This is a genomic window from Pseudonocardia phyllosphaerae (assembly GCF_046546475.1).
In the GTDB taxonomy this organism is placed as follows: Bacteria; Actinomycetota; Actinomycetes; order Mycobacteriales; family Pseudonocardiaceae; genus Pseudonocardia; species Pseudonocardia phyllosphaerae.
This window is the reverse complement of record NZ_JBKGXS010000004.1, coordinates 327,864-344,255: the sequence shown is the minus strand read 5'-3', so window position 1 is coordinate 344,255 and position 16,392 is coordinate 327,864. Positions and strand designations below refer to the sequence as shown.

The 16,392-nt window shown below is 75.8% G+C and carries 15 protein-coding genes; 5 read left to right on the top strand and 10 right to left on the bottom strand.

What is annotated here, in order from left to right:
- The first annotated feature begins 897 nt into the window (after positions 1–897).
- On the top strand, positions 898–1,506 hold the full coding sequence (locus ACLE50_RS12035) for a class I SAM-dependent methyltransferase (protein WP_410943552.1): 609 nt from the start codon (positions 898–900) through the stop codon (positions 1,504–1,506).
- Here ACLE50_RS12035 and ACLE50_RS12030 read toward each other — a convergent pair.
- Positions 1,503–1,901, bottom strand: coding sequence for a DUF3253 domain-containing protein (locus tag ACLE50_RS12030; RefSeq protein ID WP_410943551.1), 399 nt, complete (start codon positions 1,899–1,901; stop codon positions 1,503–1,505). The two genes, ACLE50_RS12035 and ACLE50_RS12030, sit on opposite strands and share 4 nt — an antisense overlap.
- 69 nt (positions 1,902–1,970) lie before the next feature.
- Here ACLE50_RS12030 and ACLE50_RS12025 point away from each other — a divergent pair, with 69 nt between their 5' ends.
- Positions 1,971–2,498, top strand: coding sequence for a DUF2269 family protein (locus tag ACLE50_RS12025; protein ID WP_410943550.1), 528 nt, complete (start codon positions 1,971–1,973; stop codon positions 2,496–2,498).
- 12 nt (positions 2,499–2,510) lie between these two features.
- Here the strand turns inward: ACLE50_RS12025 and ACLE50_RS12020 are convergent, their stop codons facing one another.
- The 3 genes from ACLE50_RS12020 to ACLE50_RS12010 all read right to left on the bottom strand — a co-directional run bounded on the left by ACLE50_RS12020 (position 2,511) and on the right by ACLE50_RS12010 (position 5,584).
- A complete protein-coding gene (locus ACLE50_RS12020) occupies positions 2,511–3,353 on the bottom strand; it encodes a shikimate dehydrogenase (RefSeq protein ID WP_410943549.1) in 843 nt (280 codons plus the stop codon).
- 54 nt (positions 3,354–3,407) lie between these two features.
- Positions 3,408–4,046 (bottom strand): nicotinamide mononucleotide transporter family protein, encoded by a 639-nt coding sequence (locus ACLE50_RS12015; protein WP_410943548.1) that lies wholly within the window; start codon positions 4,044–4,046, stop codon positions 3,408–3,410.
- Between the two features lie 116 nt (positions 4,047–4,162).
- Positions 4,163–5,584 carry a PLP-dependent cysteine synthase family protein gene (locus ACLE50_RS12010; protein WP_410943547.1) on the bottom strand — a complete coding sequence of 474 codons (1,422 nt, stop codon included), beginning with the start codon at positions 5,582–5,584 and terminating at the stop codon, positions 4,163–4,165.
- Positions 5,585–5,624: 40 nt separating this feature from the next.
- Here ACLE50_RS12010 and ACLE50_RS12005 point away from each other — a divergent pair, with 40 nt between their 5' ends.
- Entirely contained in the window at positions 5,625–6,377 is a 753-nt protein-coding gene (locus tag ACLE50_RS12005; protein WP_410943546.1) for an SDR family NAD(P)-dependent oxidoreductase, read from the top strand.
- Positions 6,378–6,496: 119 nt separating this feature from the next.
- Positions 6,497–7,585 (top strand): dipeptidase, encoded by a 1,089-nt coding sequence (locus tag ACLE50_RS12000; protein ID WP_410943545.1) that lies wholly within the window; start codon positions 6,497–6,499, stop codon positions 7,583–7,585.
- A gap of 82 nt (positions 7,586–7,667) precedes the next feature.
- On the opposite strand, the gene ACLE50_RS11995 is transcribed toward ACLE50_RS12000, so the two are convergent.
- The 4 genes from ACLE50_RS11995 to ACLE50_RS11980 form a co-directional block, all read right to left on the bottom strand.
- Positions 7,668–9,191: an SGNH/GDSL hydrolase family protein gene (locus ACLE50_RS11995; RefSeq protein WP_410943544.1), complete on the bottom strand. Its 1,524-nt coding sequence runs from the start codon at positions 9,189–9,191 to the stop codon at positions 7,668–7,670.
- Complete coding sequence (locus tag ACLE50_RS11990; RefSeq protein ID WP_410943543.1) at positions 9,188–9,688, bottom strand: DUF309 domain-containing protein; 501 nt, start codon at positions 9,686–9,688, stop codon at positions 9,188–9,190. The genes ACLE50_RS11995 and ACLE50_RS11990 overlap by 4 nt, the downstream gene beginning before the upstream one ends.
- Before the next feature lie 154 nt (positions 9,689–9,842).
- On the bottom strand, positions 9,843–10,760 hold the full coding sequence (locus tag ACLE50_RS11985) for a TIGR03854 family LLM class F420-dependent oxidoreductase (RefSeq protein WP_410943542.1): 918 nt from the start codon (positions 10,758–10,760) through the stop codon (positions 9,843–9,845).
- Positions 10,761–10,874: 114 nt separating this feature from the next.
- Positions 10,875–11,468, bottom strand: coding sequence for a TIGR03086 family metal-binding protein (locus tag ACLE50_RS11980; protein ID WP_410943541.1), 594 nt, complete (start codon positions 11,466–11,468; stop codon positions 10,875–10,877).
- Positions 11,469–11,779: 311 nt separating this feature from the next.
- Here ACLE50_RS11980 and ACLE50_RS11975 point away from each other — a divergent pair, with 311 nt between their 5' ends.
- Complete coding sequence (locus ACLE50_RS11975; protein WP_410943540.1) at positions 11,780–12,112, top strand: DUF3817 domain-containing protein; 333 nt, start codon at positions 11,780–11,782, stop codon at positions 12,110–12,112.
- A 202-nt stretch (positions 12,113–12,314) separates the two neighbouring features.
- Here the strand turns inward: ACLE50_RS11975 and ACLE50_RS11970 are convergent, their stop codons facing one another.
- Together ACLE50_RS11970 and ACLE50_RS11965 are read right to left on the bottom strand one after the other, a co-directional pair.
- Positions 12,315–13,172: an SWIM zinc finger family protein gene (locus tag ACLE50_RS11970; protein WP_410943539.1), complete on the bottom strand. Its 858-nt coding sequence runs from the start codon at positions 13,170–13,172 to the stop codon at positions 12,315–12,317.
- Complete coding sequence (locus ACLE50_RS11965; RefSeq protein WP_410943538.1) at positions 13,169–16,333, bottom strand: SNF2-related protein; 3,165 nt, start codon at positions 16,331–16,333, stop codon at positions 13,169–13,171. The genes ACLE50_RS11970 and ACLE50_RS11965 overlap by 4 nt, the downstream gene beginning before the upstream one ends.
- Between the last annotated feature and the right edge of the window lie 59 nt (positions 16,334–16,392).

The following is a 16,392-nucleotide window of genomic DNA, read 5'->3' as shown; positions in this document are numbered from 1 at the left end:
CACAAGGTCCGCGTCCGGCTGCCCGACGAGTCCGGAGCGCTGGCCCGGCTCACCGCCGCGGTCGCCGAGGTCGGCGGGAACATTCTGTCGCTGGCCGTGCACGGCAGCGACCCCCGCTCGGTGATCGACGAGATGCTCGTCGCCGGGCCGGTGTCGGCGACCCGGCTGACCCGGGTGATCCGCCGCAGGCTCCCGGCCGCGGGACACGACGCGGTGCGCGTGGTCGAGGCCGATCCGCACGAGCTGGTCGACGCCCCCGCCCGCGCGCTGGACCTCGTCGCCCGCTCCGGCACTGCCGACGACGCCCGCCGCGGCCTCACCGCGCTGCTCGACGCCGACGACACCGTGTTCGACACCGGCCCGCCGGACGCGGCCGACGCATACGCCCTCGGGGTGCGCGCCCCGGGGGGCGGCTGGTGGGTCGCCCGCCGGGCGTGGGCGCCGTTCACCGTCACCGAGCGGGCTCGCGCGGAGGCGTTCGTGCGGGTCACGGCCCCGCAGCCCGGTCCGGCGACGCACGAGCTGGTACTGCCCGGCGGCGAGGAGCTGGTCGCGGCGCCGTCGTCGGGGGACGAGGTCGTCGAGCTGGACGTGCTGCTGCGGACCTGCCTGAGCGGGGAGCCGGACGACCTCGTCGTCGACTGGACGGCCGCGGACCTGCGCGAGGTGCTCGTGCCCGCGGGCGGCCGCTGCCTGGCCGCCCGGACGGTCGCCGGGGACCTGGTCGCGGTCGCCTCGGTCGGGCCCGGCCCCGGCGACGGCTCCGACGGCGGCGATCCGGTGGGTGACCCCGTGGTGCTCGTGCACCCGCTCTACCGCGGGATGCGGGTGGGGCGGTGGCTGCGGCGGCGGCTCGGGGCGGACGTCGCCGTCGGGTGATCGACTAGGGTCCGCCGGGTGAGCCTGCCCGAGGACTGGACCGCGTGGAAGGACGGCGCCGACCTCGACGCCTACGACGCCCGCTGGGCCGCGATGGCCGCCGCCGGGAAGGACCCGCACGGTGAGGTCGCGCTGGTCCAGGCCCTGCTCGCCGAGGAGGGCGTCACGGCGCCGCGGGTGCTCGACGGCGGCTGCGGCACCGGCCGGGTCGCGGTCGAGCTGGACCGGCGGGGGATCGAGGCCGTCGGGGTCGACCCGGACGACGACATGATCACCGCGGCGCGGGCCAAGGCGCCCGGCCTGCGGTGGGAGCGCCACGGGCTGCACGAGCTGGACCTGGCCGAGCGCTTCGACCTGGTCGTGCTGGCGGGCAACGTCATTCCCTACGCCGGTGCCGACGCCGCCGGGGTCGTCGCCGGCTGCGCCCGGCACCTGCGCGAGGGCGGGCTGCTGCTGGCCGGGTTCTCGCTGCGGCCGGGCTGGCCCTCCGCCGACGACCACGACGCCTGGTGCGCAGCCGCGGGGCTGGCGCCGGTGGCACGGTGGTCGACCTGGGACCGCGACCCCTGGGACGACGGCGACTACGTGGTGGCGCTGCACCGGCTCGACGATCCGGCGCGCGGCTAGGCGCGGCGGATCCGCACGGGGCCCTTCGCCGTCGACGGGTCCACCACGGCGCCCTTCTGCAGCATCTCGACGGCGCCGGCGTCGACCAGGCGCCGGGCCGCCATCCGGGTCGGCTCCATCAGTTCCCGCCAGCCGTCCGGGTCGACCGACCGGGCCGCTTCCGACGGGCAGATGCTCGCCCCGCCCTTCCGCTGCTCCAGCAGGCCGGTGATCGCGTCCTCGAGCCGGTGGTCGACCGGCCGGACCCCGCGCCTGCGGCATCCGGCGGAGCAGTAACGGACCTGCGCCCAGTCGTCGGCCCACTTGCGGCGCCACTCGATGCGCCGCCCGCACACGGCGCACGCCTTCTCCGCCGGCTCGGTGTGGTGCTCGCAGGACAGGTGCTCGCGGGGCATGGGCCCAGTGTGCGGAGCCGGGTCCTGTTCCGCGCGCCGACCGGGACCGGCGCCCGTACCGTGGACGGCGTGGCCCGGGGGAAGGTCGGCAAGAAGACGCGGCAGTGGCTGGTGTTCGCCCACGTCGCGGTGTCGGTGGGGTGGATGGGCGCCGGTGCGGCGAACGTCGTGCTGGCCTCGGCCGCACTGGCCGCGGACCCCGTGACGGCGGCCGCGGCCTACCGGTTCGTCGACGTCATCGACTGGTGGCTGGTGATCCCGGCGGCGTTCGCGTCGCTGGTCACCGGGATCGTCGTCGCCGTAGCGAGCCCGTGGGGGCTGGCCCGCTACTGGTGGGTGCTGACCAAGCTGGTGCTGACGATCGTCGTGATCGTCTGGAGCACGTTCGGCGTCGGTGTCTGGGTCGAACAGAGCATCGCCGCCTACGCCGGTGGCGACACCGCCAGCCCGGTCGGGACGGCGCTGGTCATCGGCGCGGGCACGAACCTGGCGGCGTTCCTGTTCATGACCTGGGCGTCGGTGGCGACGCCGTGGGGCCGGACGCCGTGGGCGCCGGCGAAGCGCCGCACCGGGAAGCCGCGCCCCGCCGCCGTGTGAGTTCGCGCGGGCTCAGCCGCGCGCGAGGACCGCCGCGTCGAGGGCCTCGCGCATCGCCGCCTCCGGCCCCGGGCGCCCGGTCATCAGCTCCACCTGCGCCACGGCCTGGTGCAGCAGCATCTCCAGGCCGGACACGATCGTCGCCCCGGCCGCGGCCGCACCCCCGGCGACGACCGTCGGCCACGGCGCGTAGACGGCGTCGAGCAGGACGGTGCCGGGCCGCCACCGCGCCCCGGCCAGCTCGTCGGCGGCCCCGGCCGGCAGCGTCGACACGACGACGTCGGCGCCCTGCAGCAGCGTCGCCGCGGCCGGGGTGTCGGTGAGCACCGCGTGGATCTCCGGGGCGGCCCCGAGGCGCTCGGCGGTGGCCTGCAGCTCCCCGGCCCGGCCGGCGTCGCGGACCAGGACGTCGACGTGGGAGACCGCCAGCTCGTGCAGCGCGGCGAGCGCCGCCTGCGCGGTGCCCCCCGCGCCCAGGACGACCGCCCGCCCGGTCCCGGCTCCGGCCGCGCGCAGCGACGTCGCGATCCCGGTGACGTCGGTGTTGTACGCGGTGGACCGGTCCTCGCCGAACACCAGGGTGTTCCCGGCGCCGATCGCGGCCGCGGCGTCGTCGACCTCGTCGGCCACGTCGAGCAGCACCCGCTTGAGCGGCATCGTCAGCGACAGCCCCGCCCACTCCGGGCCCAGCCCGGCCACGAACTCCGGCAGGCCTGCCTCGTCGACCTCGAACCGGTCGTAGGACCAGCCGGTCAGGCCCAGCGCCCGGTACGCCGCACGGTGCAGCGCAGGGGAGAGCGAGTGGGCGATCGGGGAGCCGAGGACGGCGGCCCGGCGTGCGACGGTGGTGCTCACGGCGGCGATTATCGCCACCGCCCCGCCACCGCCCCGCGACGGCCCCGCCGGGGCTCACGCCGCGGGCGACGGCTCCGGCTGCGCGGCGCGCACCGCGCGCCGCGAACGGGCCCAGCTCCACCAGCCGTGCACGACCAGCCCGGCGAACACCAGGTAGATCGCCGCGGAGAACCACAGCCCGGACGCCAGTTGCAGCGGAACGCCGACGGCGTCGACCAGCAACCAGATCACCCAGAACTCGATGAGCCGCAGCCCCTGGGCGAGGAACGCGACCGCGGTCCCGACGAAGATCGCCGCGTCCGGCCACGGCGCCCAGGAGGCGTCCAGCGCGTCGAGCACCAGGGCCATGACCACGGTCCCACCGACGAGCAGACCGGCCAGCCCGAGCCGCTGGCGCGGCGTCCCGGTGCGCACGGCCAGGCCGTAGACCGGGTCGCGGCGGCGCAGCCAGGCCACCAGCCCGAACACCGAGATCGCGAGCACGATCACCTGGCGGAACGCGAGACCGCCCAGGTGCGCCGATGCGTAGACCGAGAAGAGCAGCACGCAGGCCGCCATCTGCACCGGCCAGGTCGCGAGGCTGCGCCGGCGCGCCAGGAACACGACGGCGAGCGCACCGACCTGCCCGATCAGCTCGGCCCAGGACACGAACTGGCCGAACGCGGTCAGACCGTGGTGCAGCAGCAGGTCCACGACGGGTCCCCTCCCCGGACGCAGACGGTGCGCCCCGTGTCAGCAGACAACGGAACCTGCGCCCCCGCCCATTCCCGGCGACGACGTGTGAGTGACGCCACCACCGGGTGCAGGGCTCAGCCGAGGTCGCCGCGGGACACCAGGTGCACCGCGCGGCCGTCGACCAGCACCAGGACGGGGTCCTCGGAACCGGGCCCGGCTCCCGACCCGCAACCCCCTGCGAAGCCGGCCCCGGACTCGTTGCCGGACAGGCGTTCCCGAGCCGCATCGGCGTTCTCCCCGTGCCCCACTGCGGCGGGTACCGGTCCCGCGTGCGTGCCGACCGGGCCGTCACCGCGGACCCCGTCGAGCGACGCCGCGGTGATCGTGCCGACGACGTCGGGCACCGCCCATGTCGTCGCCGACGTCGCCCGCGGCTGCACCACCGGCAACGCGGGGCCGGTGTAGCCGTCGAGCACGGCGCGGGCCTCGTCGACGGTCGCGGTCGCCGGGACCACCGTGAGCCCCGGCTCGGACGCACCGAGCACGTCGCGCACCAGCGGGCCCTCGGGGGCGTCGAGGAACCCGAGCGTGGTCAGCCAGGCGTCGTCGAAGTACTTGGACAGGTAGATCCGGCCCGAGTCCGGCAGCACCGCGACGACGAGCCCGTCCGGGCCCGCCTCGGCGGAGACCCGCAGCGCGGCGGCCACCGCCAGGCCCGCGGACGCGCCCACCAGCAGGCCCTCCTCGCGGGCGAGGCGGCGCACCGTGCGCAGCGTCTCGCCGTCCGGGACCCGCTCGGTGCGGTCGGCGACGCCGGTGTCGTAGACCGCGGGCCACACGTCCTGCTCGGTGAGCGGGTGCAGGTAGTGGCCGACGGCCTCGACGTTGTACGGGCTGCCGTCGCCGCCGCCGTAGCGGGAGGTCTCCGGGTCCGCCGCGACCACGGTGACGCCGTGCTCGTGCAGGTGGTGACCGGTGCCGGTGATCGTCCCGCCGGTCCCGGCCCCCGCGACGAGGTGGGTGATCCGCCCGCCGGTCTGCGCCCAGATCTCCGGGCCGGTGGTCGCGGTGTGCACGTCCGGGTTGGCCGGGTTGCCGTACTGGTCGGCGAGCCAGCCGCCCGGGGTCTCCTCCGCGATCCGGGTCGCGAGGTTCACCACGTGCCGCGGGTCCTCCCGCGGAACGAGCCCCGGCGTGAGGACGACCTCGGCGCCGTAGGCGCGCAGCAGCGCGATCTTCTCCGCCGTCGTGCGCTCCGGGGCGACGACGATGCAGGCGTAGCCGCGCACGGCCGCGACCATCGCCAGCCCGATGCCGGTGTTGCCCGAGCTGCCCTCGACGATCGTGCCGCCGGGCCGCAGCACGCCGCGCTGCTCGGCGTCGAGCACCATCGCCAGCGCGGCCCGGTCCTTGACCGAGCCGCCCGGGTTCGCCCACTCCGTCTTCACCCACACGGGCGCGCCGCCCGCGGGCACGATCCTGTTCAGCCGCACCAGCGGCGTCGCACCGACGCCGTCCAGCACGGAGGTGTACACCGGTCCCTCGATCGACCCCACGTCGCCGATCCTGCCTCATGCGATGGCAGGCTTCCGCATCGTGACGGGAACGGTGCTGGTACTCGGAGGCCGCAGCGAGATCGGTGTGGCGGTCGCGCAGCGGCTCGCGCCGAGCGCATCGACGGTCGTGCTCGCCGCCCGGCGCGCCGGTGAGCTGGCCCTGGAGGCCGAACGCGTGCGCGCCGCCGCGGGCAAGCCCCTGGAGGTCGACACCGTCGAGTTCGACGCCGACCACCTCGGCTCGCACCGCGCCCTGCTCGACGACGTCGCCGCCCGGCACGGCGGGATCGACGTCGCCGTCGCCGCGTTCGGGATCCTCGGCGACCAGACCCGCGCCGAGACCGACGCCGCGCACGCCGCCGCCATCGTGCACACCGACTACCTCGCCCAGGTGCACGTGCTCACCGACCTCGCGCAGCGGATGCGGGCGCAGGGGAGCGGCACGATCGTCGCCTACTCCTCGATCGCCGGGACCCGGGTGCGCCGCGCCAACTACGTCTACGGCAGCGCCAAGGCCGGGCTCGACGGCTTCGTCTCCGGCCTCGCCGACGCCCTGCACGGCAGCGGGGTGCGGATGGTGCTGGTCCGGCCCGGATTCGTGATCGGCCGGATGACCGAGGGCATGACCCCGGCGCCGCTGTCGACGACCCCGGACGCGGTCGCCGACGCCACCGTCGCCGCCGTCCGGTCCGCACGCCCGACGGTGGAGGTGTGGGTGCCGCGGCGGCTGCGGCTGCTGGCCGCGGCGTTCCGGGTGCTGCCGCGCGCGGTGTGGCGGCGCATGCCCCGCTGAACGGGGCTTTCCCGCTGGACGGACTTCCCCGCTGGAGACCGGGCCTCCGTCGCGGGACGACCCCGCCGCGGCACTTCCCTCCGGCGTGGTCACGGTCCACCGGGACTACGGTGACCGGCGTGGACGATCTTCTGCTGGTCGACGGGCACAACGACCTGCCCTGGGCGCTGTGGCAGCTCTCCGGCGGCGACCCGGCCGCCGAGCCGGACCTGACCGGCGGCGAGCCGCGGCTGCACACCGACCTGCCGCGGCTGCGCGCTGGGCGGCTCGGCGCCCAGTTCTGGTCGGTGTACGTGCCCGGCTCCTACACCGGCGACGCGGCCGTCGTCGCCACCCTCGACCAGATCGACCGGGTCCGGCGCCTCGCCGCCCGCTACCCCGATGCGCTCGCCCTGGCCGGCTCGGCCGACGACGCCGAGCGGATCGCCGCGTCCGGGCGGGTCGCCTCGCTGATGGGCGCCGAGGGCGGGCACTCGATCGGCGACAGCCTGGCGGTGCTGCGCACGTTCCGGGAGCTCGGCGTCCGCTACCTGACGCTGACCCACAACCTGAACAACGAGTGGGCCGACTCCGCCACCGACGAGCCCGTGCACGGCGGGCTGTCGCCGTTCGGCCGTGAGGTCGTCGCGGAGATGAACCGGATCGGCATGATCGTCGACCTCTCGCACGTCGCGGAGACCACCATGCGTGCCGCCCTCGACGTCACCACCGCCCCGGTGCTGTTCACCCACTCCGGGGCCCGCGCCGTCACCGACCACCCCCGCAACGTCCCCGACGCGGTCCTGGAACGCCTGCGCGGCAACGGCGGCGTCTGCATGGCGCCGTTCGTGCCGCGATTCGTGTCCGCCGCGGTCACCGCCTGGGACGACCGGCTGCACGCGGCCATGGACGACGCCGGGCTCGATCACCGCGACCTCGACGCGCGCAACGCCTTCGCCGACACCTGGGACGGGCCACCGGTGCCGCGGGCCGGGATCGACGACGTCGTCGCGCACCTGGAGCACCTGCGCGAGGTCGCCGGGATCGACCACATCGGCATCGGCGGGGACTACGACGGCACCGCCGACCTGCCCGACGGTCTCGGTGACGTGTCCTGCTACCCGGCCCTGTTCGACGCCCTGGCCGCGCGCGGCTGGAGCCGCGCGGACCTGGCGAAGGTGGCCGGGAGCAACGCGCTGCGGGTGCTGCGCGCCGCCGACGCGGCCTGAACCCCGCCGCGGGGCGGGATCCCGGCACGGAGCCGGGCCCCGGTACGGCCCGGACGCCCGGTGCCGGCCGACCCGCTGCGCCTCAGCGGTTCCCGGCCTGCTGACGGCCCTCGACGGGCGCGGGCGGCGGGGGCTGGGACAGCGCCGCGCTGACCGCGGCCGCCATCCGCATGGAGCCGGTCGCCGTCGGGTGGAACGGGTCGGGCTGGTCGAGCCCCTGCACGTCTGGGCCCATGCCGTCGCCGGACGGGGCGCACAGCGGGGTCAGGTTCGGCGTCGCGGTGGAGAAGCCGTAGCGGGCGGCGCCGTCGATCAGCACGTCGTTGAGCCGCCGGTTGCGCTCGGCGAGCAGCGCGACCTTCGACTGGTCGAGCCCCGGCGTCCCCGAGGGGCCGCGCATGTCCGGGCAGGACGGGTCGTAGGCGTCCGGGAACGGGTCGTAGGACAGCGTCACCACGACCCGCGGACGCCCGGGCAGCGCGTCGAGGTCGGAGAACAGGGCCTGGGTGTCGCGGGCGAACTCGGCCAGGCGCAGCGAGAACTCGCCGTCGGAGAGCCGGTCGTCGCAGGTCTTGAGGCCGTAGCAGTAGAGGAGGAAGTCCTCCCAGGCCAGGTCGTTCGGGCCGACGGCGACGTTGACCCACTTCAGGCCCTGCACCTGCTTGAGCCGCCCGACCTGCGACGGGACGGTCTGCCCGGCGCGCAGCTGCGGGCCGCGCAGCCCGGACTCCACGCTCGCGCCGCCGCAGGCGAGGTTGAGCACGTTCTCGTCGCGCAGCAGGCCCAGCTCGGCGGCCGAGGAGTCGGCGCTGCGGCCGCAGGTGGCGTCGTCGGCGTCGGGGCGCGCGACCGGGGGACCGCCGACGCGGGCGGCGCGCGAGTCCCCGACGACCGCTCCGGTGACGCCGGTGATCGGCGGCCCGGCCGGCGACGGGCTGACCGTCGTCGCGCCGACCAGGTCCGACAGCGACGTGATGCCCTGCAGCCCCGTCGACGTCCCGTGCAGCGCCGCGACCCCGGCCCCGCCCCAGATCAGGACCGAGGCGGTGACGCCGATCGTGGTCATCCGGCCGATCGGGCCGGCGAAGTCGTCCCAGTGCAGCGGCTGGTGGCCGTGCCCGCGGGTGCGGCGCAGCGCGACCAGCAACCGCCCGCAGGCGAACAACCCGGACCCGAGCAGCGCGGCCAGCACCATCCCGGCGGCGCCCCACAGGTACCAGGTGGTGAACCCGTCGACGACGGTCTGGACCGCCCCGCCGGCGTGCGCGGCGGTCTCCGGGCTGAGCATCGGGCTGTTGTCCGGCGGGCGCTGCAGCGGCCCGATCGCCAGCCGCGGCCGCATCGGGCCCCAGACGTCGACACCGGTCAGGTCGAACTCGGCGTTGCCCAGCTGCACGATCTGCGCCGGCCCGTGCAGGGTCAGCGGGGGGACCCGCGCGCTGACGGCGACGTCCTGGCCGAAGACGGTGACGTGCTTCTCGGGGGTCAGGCCGAGGACCAGCGGGACGCCGACGAGGGCGATCGTCAGGACGAGCAGGACGGTGGGGAGGGAGCGGGCCTCGCGCAGCAGCGCGCGGAGCCACGGCTTCCGGTGCGGCCCGGTCACCGGCGCCGGCGGAGACGGGGACGTAGCCGGTCGGGACCGGCCGTGTCCGTACCGTTCCGCTCGACGTCGTCGGCGAGGGTTTCGGCGTGCTGGGTGAGTCCGTCGAGGTCGAGATCGGCGGGGACGGGTTCGTCGAGGACCCGCCACAGGCGGATCCCCTCGGCGCCGCGGCGCAGCAGCGATGCCGCTCCGCGGGCGTTGCCGCGCTGGGCGTGGGTCAGCCCGACGGCGAGCTGGGCCAGCGCCCGCCACAGATCGCGGGTGGCGTCGCCTGCGTCCTTCCAGGTGCCCTCCAGGATCTCGTGGGCCTGGAAGGGGAGCCCGGCGTCGAGGAGGCGCTGAGCCTCGGTGACGGCCTCGTCGGGCGGGAGGACCAGGTCGTCGGGGACCCGCTCGACCCCGCCGTCGGCGCCGCGGGGCAGCGGACGGCCCGCGGCGTCGCGGGGACGCGCATTGCGGGCGCGCCCGCGCTCGTCACGGTCGCGCGCTGCGGTCATGTCCGCACCCTCCCAACAAGGACTCCGGCCTGGTCCACATGGAGCGTCGCGTCGAGCTGGTGCACCGCGTCGTGCCACGCGCAGCGCGAGCCGGGGGACCGGGGTCGTCACGATGAGGCATAATACGGTCACTCCGGGTAGCTGCTCGGGCGGGTCAGCCCGACTGCAACGGTCCCATCTCCTGGCTGAAGCGATCGAGATAGGTGTACCAGTCCGGAACCGGCGCCGAGGGACGCACCACGAACTTCGTGAGACCGCTCTCCACGTGCCGCCGGATCAGCTCCGCGGTGCCCTCCCAGCCGACGCCGACGATCTCGCGCGGGTCGGCGTCCGGGCGCTGCGCGGCGGCACGGGCGAGGGCGGCGTCGACGTCGGTACCCGGCTCTGCCAGCCAGATGTTGGTGCCGAAGTGGTCGTCGTCGATGGTCCGGCCCGCGTCGGCGGCGGCCTGTTCGATGACCGCGCGGGAGCGTGCGGTCTCGGCCGGGGTGAGGAAGCTGGCGAGCCAGCCGTCGGCCAGCCGGCCGGCCCGCCGCAGCCCCGCGTCGGCCCGGCCGCCCAGCCAGAGGTCCAGGGGGCGGGCCGGGCGAGGGACGAGCGTCACGTCGTCGAGGGTGAAGAATTCACCGTGATGGGTGATCCGGTCCTCGGTCAGCAGGCGGCGCAGCACCACCAGCGACTCCTCGAACACCGCGGGGAGCTTCCCCGGCACGGGGTGCAGCTGACGGTCGTGCGGCTGCGCGGCGCGGATGCCGAACACCGGCAGGATCCGCTTGGGTGCGAGCGTCGCCAGGGTGCCGAGCTCGGAGGCGAGCAGCATCGGGTTGCGGCCGGGCAGCACCGTGACCCCGGTGCCGATCTTGAGCCGGCGGGTGCGGGCGGCGGCCCAGGTGCTGCCGACGCCCGCGTCGACGACCGCCTTCGACGGCAGGTCGGCCAGCCAGAGCGAGTCGATCTCGGACTCGTCCAGCGCGGCGAGGAGCTCGTCGAACTCCGGCCCGAGCTCGGGCTCCGAGCGTGCCCCGACGAGACCGACGCCGATCCGGACCTTGCCGTGCGGTGAGTCGACCACCCGTCCGACGCTACGCCGGGCGCACGCAGCGGTCACCGGACGGAGGTCCCGCCGGGTGGGCGGATGTCGGGTGGGGACGCGTCGCCGGGTGGGGAGACGTCGGGTTGGGAAGCATCACGGTGCCCACTGCGGGTCGCGGCCGCTGTAGCCGAGCGCCCGCTCCAGCGGCGGGGCGGTCTCCGGGACGGCCACGACCGGCCCGAACAAGCCGTCGCGCGACGCGTCGTGCTCCGGGCCGGACATCATCTGCGTGAAGGCCAGGACGGCGGCCACCGCGTCCGGGTCGGGCGTGAACACCTGCCCGGTGGCGGCGGCGAGGTCCCAGCCGTGCAGCACGAGCTCGTCGGCGGTGATGGTGCCGGCGGCCTCGCCGGGCAGCTGCATCCCGCCGACGCCGGTGGTGCCGGCCCACGCCGCCGGGTCGCGCCACGCCTCGGCGAGCGCGTCGAGTCGGGCGGGGATCGCCGTGCGCCAGTCCGCGGGCAGGTCGTCGGCGGAGGCCTGCGGGGCGGCGTCCGCCGCGGCAGGGTCCTTCTCCGCCGCCGCCCGGAACGCCCAGGCCAGGCCGTACAGGTGGTGGAGCAGGGCGGCGACGGTCATGTCGTCGCACGGGGTGGGGTCGCCGAGCCGGTCGTCCGGGATCGCGGTGACGACGGCGGCGACGGCGCGAGCGGCCGGGCCCAGGTCGAGGATGGTGGGTGCGGACACGGGGTGCCTCCTCCGGTGCGGGTTCACCAGGGATGACCGCGGCCGGAGCCCGGACTCATCGGTGCGGGGCGGAGCGGGACCGGGGGAGCGGCGCAGCGCGATGGCCCTCGCCGTGTGAGGTTCGACGGCCGGTAGAAGCCGGGCTCGGGGGTGCGGCAGAGTGGAGGTGCCGGTCTCCCCGCGGCACCCCGCGCGACCCGGCCCCCGGTCCTGCCGGCCACGGCGCGGTCCGGTGCCCGCTACACCGGCCCCACCACACGCCACGCCCACCACCGGCCCCAGCACACGCGACGCCTACCAGGAGGCCCCCGATGCCTGCCCCGTCCACCCTCGCCCGGATCCTCCGGATCGTCGCCGTCGCGGAGGCCTGTTCCTGGGTCGGCCTGCTGATCGGGATGTTCGTGAAGTGGGTCCTCGCGATCAGCCCCATCGGCGTGCAGATCATGGGACCGATCCACGGCGTGCTGTTCATCGCCTACCTACTGGTCACCGTGGCGGCGGGCTTCGTGTTCCGCTGGCGCCCGGTGTACCTGCTCATCGGGCTGCTCGCGAGCCTCCCGCCGTTGACGACGCTGTGGTTCGAGAGCCACGCCCGCCGCGCCGGCCGGCTCGCACCGCGGACCGCGGAGACCGCCGCGCACTGAGCCCTGCGGAGCTCACCGGAGACCCTGCGGAGTCCACCGGCGGCGTTGCCGTACCTCTGTCCGGGGATCTTCGGTGAGGCGCTTGACAGCCCAGGTAAGCCTTGGCTAAGTTCTCTCGTGTCGCTTCGTGGTGGGAGCGGCGCGTCAGTTCGGGAATCACGGCCCGGCCGCCTCGACCACAGCGGCCGGGCCGTCCCGCGTTTCAGGGGCGCCCGGCCTCCTCCGAGCCCGCCGGCTCCGTGCCGACCAGCGCGCGGTACACCGGCCGCAACGCGTCGGTCAGCGTCTCCCGCCCCGCCCGCAGCGACGGCTCCGGCACCTGGTCCAGTACCGCGTCCGGCTCGGTCAACGGCGGCTGCGGCGTCGGCGCGCCCGCTCCGGGCCCGGTCCAGAAATCCTCGAACGACTCCGCCAGCGGCCGCACCGCTGGTGCACCGCCGTCACCGTCGGCGCGGTCCCGCTCCCGGCGCAGCCGTTCCAGCAGGTCGGCCCGGTCCCGCCCGCGCAGTGCGAGCAGGGTGAACGGGTCGTCGTCGCAACGCTCCGCCAGCACGTAGAACACCGCCGCCAGGTGCTTGCACGGCACCGCGTGGTCCGGGCACGAGCAGTCCTGCACCAGCTCCCCGGCGTCGGCCGGGAACAACGACAGCCCCAGCCCGCCGAGGAGTTCCTCGACCTCCGGCGGCACCGTCCCGGCGAGCAGTGCGGCCGCGTACCAGGCGTCCGCGGCGAGTGCCTTCTCCACCCGCGCCCATTCGGTCTTGTCCCACACCCGCAGTCCGATGCGGGCCTTGTACGGGGCCGGGCGGGTGCCCTGGACCAGTGCGACCGCCGCGCCGGCGTCGACGGTGAGCGACACGATCTGCCCGGACCGGGCGTAGCTCTTCCCGCGGGTCAGCCGCCCGCCGACGCCGATCCGGTCCAGCACCGCCAGGAACCGGGCCGACCACCAGGTACGTGCCACCGGGCCCTTCGCGCTGTGGATCCGGACGCCGCCCTCGACCCGGATCGGCGGGCCACCGGTGTACTCGCCGGACGCCCAGAACGGCCGGTCACTCATCGGGACTCCCGGGTCTGCTCGGCGGCCCGGTCGGTGGTGTCGTCGACGGGCCCATCGGTGCCGCCCTGGGTGTCGGCCTCGGTGTCGCCCTGGGGCTCGTACTCGGCGTCGGCGACCGCGTCCGAGCCCAGCGCGAACACCTCGCGCAGTTCCGCGGTCGACAGCGACGTCAGCCAGTCCTCGCCGTCGGTCACCACCGTCTCCGACAGCTTCCGCTTCGAGGTGACCAGCGCGTCGATCCGTTCCTCGACCGTGCCCGGGCACAGGAACTTGCGGACCTGCACCGAGCGCTTCTGCCCGATCCGGAACGCCCGGTCGGTCGCCTGGTCCTCGACGGCCGGGTTCCACCACCGGTCCAGGTGGATCACGTGGTTGGCCTCGGTGAGCGTCAGCCCCGTGCCACCGGCCTTGAGGGACAGCAGGAACAGCGACGGGCCGTCGTCGGATTGGAAGCGGGCGACCATCTCGTCGCGGCGGCGCTTCGGCGTCCCGCCGTGCAGGTAGAGGACCTCGGTGTCGAGCCGTGCGGCCAGGTGCGGGCGCAGCATCGCGGCGAACTCGGTGTACTGGGTGAACAGCAGCGCCTTGTCCCCGGCCGCGAGCACCGACTCCAGGATCTCCTCGAGCCGTGCGACCTTCCCCGAGCGGTGCGCCCCGCCGGGGCGGTGGATCGGCGACCCGTCGTGCAGCAGCTGCGCGGGGTGGTTGCAGACCTGCTTGAGCTTGGCCATCGCGGCCAGCACGTTGCCGCGCCGCTCGATGCCGTCGGAGCCCTCGATCTTCTCCATCATGTCGTCGACGACGGTGCGGTACAGCGACGCCTGCTCCCGGGTGAGCCGGTGGTCGGCCACCATCTCGATCTTCTCCGGCAGGTCGTCGATCACCTCGGGGTCGGTCTTGAGCCGCCGCAGCAGGTACGGCCGGGTGATCCGCCGCAGCGTGCGGGCGGTCCCGGCGTCGCCGTGGCGCTCGATCGGCACCGAGAACCGCTGCCGGAAGACCTCCGGAACCCCGAGCACCCCCGGATTGAGGAAGTCCATGATCGACCACAGCTCGGCCAGCCGGTTCTCCACCGGCGTGCCGGTGAGCGCGATCCGGTGACCCGCGGCCAGCGACCGCGCCGTCCGCGACGCTGCCGCCTGCGAGTTCTTGATCATCTGGGCTTCGTCGAGGACGAGCCGGTGGAACCGCCACGCCTGCAGGTCCTCCGCATCACGGGTGGCGGTCGCGTAGGTGGTGACCACCAGGTCCACCTCGCTGAACCGGGCGTGCAGCGCGTCGCCGCGCGGGCGGCCCGCGCCGTGGTGGGCGTGCACCCGCAGCCCCGGCGCGAACCGGGCCGCCTCCTGCTGCCAGGTGCCGACCATCGACATCGGGCACACGATCAGCGTCGGCGCACCCACGGCCGCGGTGCCGGCACGGTCGTGCGCCTCCAGGGCGAGGAGCTGCACCGTCTTGCCCAGCCCCATGTCGTCGGCCAGGCAGGCACCCAGCCCGAGCGAGGACAGGAACGCCAGCCACGCCACCCCGCGCTCCTGGTACGGCCGCAGCGTCGCGGTGAACTCCGGCGGCGCCGGCAGCGGTTCCAGGGTCGCGTCGGCCGAGCCGTCGAGCAGCGCCCCGAGCCTCCCGCGCGCGTCGACGTCGAGCACCGGCAGCGGCGCGTCCACGTCGCCCCGGGACGCGGCCAGCACGTCGTGCACCGACGGCGTCGAGTCCCGGGAGCGGCGCAGGAAGTCCAGGCCGCGGGCCAGCGCCGCCGCGTCGACGGCGACCCAGCGCCCGCGCAGCCGCACCAGCGGGGCCTTGGCCGCGACCAGCGCGGCGATCTCGTCCTCGCCCAGCTCGTCGTCGCCGACGGCCAGTGACCAGCGGAAACCGGCCAGCTCGTCACGGCCGAGCCCGCCGCGGGTCACCGCCCCCGGCGCCGCCGCCGACGACGCCGACAGCTTCAGCCCCAGCGACCGCGTCCCGTCCCACCCGCGCGGCAGCGCCACCCCGAACCCGGCCGCGAGCAGCGCCGGCGCGTCGCGGGTGAGGAACCGGTGCGCGCCGTCGACGTCGAGCTCCAGCTCCGTCGGCCGGGCCCGGCGCAGCGCCGGCACGAGCTCGGGCAGCACCTGCGCGGCCCGGCCCAGCTCGGCCAGCAGCACGTCCTGCGCGCCTGCGACCAACCGGTCGCCGTCGCCGGCCCACACGTCCGCGGCCGGCAGCTGCAGGCTCGGGTCGTCGGTGGACTGCAGCGCGAACTCCAGCTCCCAGCGGGTGCCGTCGCCGGTCTGGTCGAGCAGGTCGGGGCCCGGGTCGTCCGGGTCGTGCAGCGTGGAGACCTCGGTGAGCCGGAACAGCGCCGTCCCCGCTCCGGTCTGCTCGCGGCCCACCTCGTCCCACTCGTCCAGCGCAGCCCGGAGCGCGCGGACCGCGTCGCGGGAGGCGTCGAGCACCGGTGCCGGGCCGGTCAGGGCGTGCAGCAGCGCGGCGGCCGCGTCCGGGCGGGCCGGGACGGGCAGCGGCATCCCGGGTGCGCGGCCCAGCCGGTCACGGACCGCGACGTCGGTGAACGCGGCCAGCGCGGCGTCGACCAGCTCGTCGGGGTCCTGGCCCGCGACGTCCCCGGGGCGGCGCTGCTCGGCGCGGGCCACCGGCGGGAGCCGCCGCACCAGGTCCGCGCGGGCGACCGCGTCGAGCCCCTGTACGACGGGGCGCCAGCGCGCCACGTCGGTGCCGTGCTCGGTGACGACCGCGGGCAGTACCCGGCCCCGCCCGGCCAGTTCCTCGGCGAAGCGGGCCAGCTCGACGAGGTGGCCGAACCCGGCGCCGTAGCGCACGTCCGGCGACGGGTCGCCCAGCTCCGAGGGGTCGACCACGATCGCAGGCACCGACCACGGCGCCAGCCGCGGCGCGCTGCGGGACGCCGCCCGGGGCCCGCTGCGGACCAGGCCGGGGGAGTCCTGCGGGCCGGACGGGTAGGAGGGCAGCAGCACCGTCAGCGTCACCGGGCGGCCCGGGTGCACCGCGGTCAGCTCGGCCACCGGCACCGCGAACGGATGCGGCCGCGCGGTGCGCAGCGTGCGCCGGTCGGTCCGCGGCGGGCGCTCGCCGTCCTCGGCCCACAGCACGACGCCGCGACCGGGCGAGTGCAGCGCGTGGACGACGAACACGGCACCCACGCTAAGGGGCACCCCCGACAGGAATGCGCTGCGCCCGCCCGCGGGAACGG